Below are 2,798 nucleotides of genomic sequence, written 5' to 3'. Positions count from 1 at the left end.
GGGCTGCTGCGCAGCCCAGCCCGAGCCCCCCCCCCCCCCACGCAAGCCTCCTCGCCAGACGGATTAGGAAATCTCCCGCCGAAACGGTGGCAGCGCGTTGAGGATCGCCTTGCCGTAGCGTTGGGTCACCAGCCGGCGATCGAGCAGAGTGATGGTGCCGCGGTCTTCCTCGGTACGCAGCAAGCGGCCACAGGCCTGGACCAGCTTCAGCGAGGCATCCGGCACGGAAATCTCCATGAACGGGTTGCCGCCACGGGCTTCGATCCATTCGGCCAACGCGGCTTCCACCGGATCGTCCGGCACCGAGAATGGAATCTTGGCGATCACCACGTGTTCGCAATAGGCCCCCGGCAAATCGACGCCTTCGGCAAAACTCGCCAGGCCGAACAGCACGCTGGAATCGCCGCCATCGACCCGGGCCTTGTGCTTGTTCAAGGTTTCCTGCTTCGACAGGTTGCCCTGGATGAATACCTGCTTGCGCCAGTCACGATCGAGGCCGTCAAAGACGTCCTGCATCTGTTTGCGCGAGGAAAACAGCACCAGGGTGCCGCGCGAACCTTCCACCAGCGCAGGCAGCTCACGAATGATCGCCGCAGTGTGAGCCGCAGCGTCCCGCGGATCGGCCTTGAGGTCCGGCACCCGCAGCACGCCGGCGTCGGCATGGTGGAAGGGGCTCGGGACCACGGCGGTCACGGCTTTTTTCGGCAGGCCGGCGCGCATGCGGAAACGCTCGAAAGTGCCCAGGGCCGTCAGCGTGGCGGAGGTTACCAGCGCGCCGTAGGCGACGTTCCACAGGTTGCGCCGCAGCATGTCCGCCGCCAGGATCGGGCTGGCATTGACCTCGATGTCAAACAGCGAACCGCTCTCGGCCAGCGTCAGCCAACGCGCCATCGGCGGGTTGTCTTCCGGGTCTTCGGTGGTGAACGCGGTCCACAGCTCCCAGTTCCCCTGGGAGCGGGACAGCAGGCTGCCGAACAATGGATACCACTCCTCGGCCTGGTTGCTGGCGATGCCGATATTGACCTCGCCATCCATGCCTTCCTTGAGCAGATCGGTCAGGCGCGTGAACAGGTCGGTCAGGCGCGCGAAGCCCTTCTTGAGTTCGATGCCCATCTCGCGCATATGCTCGGGAATCACCCCGCCGACAAACCGATGGCGGGGCCGCTCGCGGCCCTCGACATCTTCGCCGGGCTTGAAGTCGGCCACCTGCTCGCAAGCGGTGAACATGAACTGCTGGTTCGTCTTGATCTCCCGCGCCAGCTCCGGCACCTGCTCGATAAACTTGCCCAGGTCGCCGGGCAATGGATGTTGGGCGAGCAGTTTGGTGAGGTTCTTGGCGGTGGTTTCCAGCCAGTCGGCGGTGGAGCGCAGCCGGGTGTAATGGGCGAAATGGCCGATGGCCTTGTCCGGCAGGTGATGACCTTCGTCGAACACATAGATCGTGTCGCGCGGGTCTGGCAGCACGGCGCCGCCGCCCAGGGCCAGGTCGGCCAGGACCATGTCGTGGTTGGTGACGATCACGTCGACCTTACCCATGCCTTCGCGGGCCTTGTAGAAAGCGCACTGGCCGAAATTCGGGCAATGGCGATTGGTGCATTGGCTGTGGTCGGTGGTCAGGCGCGACCAGTCGGCATCTTCCAACGCGGTGGACCAGCTGTCGCGGTCGCCATCCCACTTATTGCCGGCCAGCTTTTCAATCATGCTGGTGAACAGCTTCTGGCTGGCCTCATCGACCTCGATCTTGAACCCCTCTTCCTCGAACAGCTGGGCCGTGGCCGTTTGCGCGTGGCCTTCCTGCAACAGCATGTCGAGTTTGGACAGGCACATGTAGCGCCCACGGCCCTTGGCCAGCGCGAAGCTGAAGTTCAGTCCGCTGTTGCGCATCAGGTCGGGAAGGTCCTTGTAGACGATCTGTTCCTGCAGGGCGACAGTGGCCGTGGCGATCACCAGGCGCTTGCCGGCGGCCTTGGCGGTGGGGATCGCCGCCAGGCTGTAGGCCACGGTCTTGCCGGTACCGGTGCCGGCCTCCACCGCGACGACGGCAGGCTCGCCGCTGCGCCGGCCTTCGTCGTCGGTGTCGATGTCACCCAGGACTTTTGCCACTTCGGCAATCATCAGGCGCTGGCCATATCGCGGCTTGAGGCTCTTGGCTTCGAGAAAACGCGAATAGGCGCCCTGGATCGTGGTTTTGAGTTCGGTGCTGATCATGAATGGTCGGGCGCAAAAAACGCTGGATAAATTTTCAGTGGTTCGGATCGGCGGCTATCATACCCCGCTAATTAATCCTGCGCAGAACGGAGTGACCCAATGACACCCTTTGCCCTCGTCTACACCCTGCATTTGCTGGCGGCCCTGGTCTGGGTTGGCGGTATGTTTTTCGCCTGGATGATCCTGCGACCCGCCGCAATCACGGCGCTTGAGGGCCCTGCCCGGCTCAAGTTGTGGGTAGAAGTGTTTCAGCGTTTTTTCGTCTGGGTCTGGGTGGCAGTGGTGCTTTTGCCGATCAGCGGCGTGGGCCTGATCCACATGCGCTTCGCCGGTTTCGAAACCGCGCCGCGTTATGTGCAGGTGATGATGGGGTTGTATGTGGTAATGGCGGCGTTGTTCATCCGTATCCAGGGCCTGCAGCTGCCGGCATTGCGTAACGCCGTGACGGCGCAGGACTGGCCGACGGGTGCGGCGGTGCTGGGGAAGATTCGCAGGCTGGTGGGGATCAATCTGTTGATCGGGATGCTGGTGGTGGCGATTGGCGCGGCTCGGCCGATGTTCTGAAAATATCATCGACCTCTGTGGGAGGG

At 63.2% G+C, this 2,798-nt stretch carries 2 protein-coding genes; one reads left to right on the top strand and one right to left on the bottom strand.

What is annotated here, in order from left to right; genetic code table 11:
- Positions 1-63: 63 nt before the first annotated feature.
- Complete coding sequence (gene dinG / locus ACE04F_RS04090; RefSeq protein ID WP_486105026.1) at positions 64-2,208, bottom strand: ATP-dependent DNA helicase DinG; 2,145 nt, start codon at positions 2,206-2,208, stop codon at positions 64-66.
- Positions 2,209-2,307: 99 nt separating this feature from the next.
- Between dinG and ACE04F_RS04085 the strand changes: the two genes are divergently transcribed.
- The gene (locus ACE04F_RS04085) at positions 2,308-2,772 is read left to right on the top strand and encodes a CopD family protein (RefSeq protein ID WP_486105024.1); all 465 of its coding nucleotides are present in this window, start codon (positions 2,308-2,310) and stop codon (positions 2,770-2,772) included.
- Positions 2,773-2,798: the final 26 nt, after the last annotated feature.

The organism is Pseudomonas sp. AGC41 (genome assembly GCF_057334555.1).
Note: the sequence above shows the minus strand (reverse complement) of the source record. Positions and strands in the feature narration are given on the sequence as shown.

Excerpts from the sequence above, each read along its gene's own strand:
- dinG (WP_486105026.1), bottom strand. The coding sequence starts at position 2,208 with ATGATCAGCACCGAACTCAAAACCACGATCCAGGGCGCCTATTCGCGT.
- ACE04F_RS04085 (WP_486105024.1), top strand. The coding sequence starts at position 2,308 with ATGACACCCTTTGCCCTCGTCTACACCCTGCATTTGCTGGCGGCCCTG.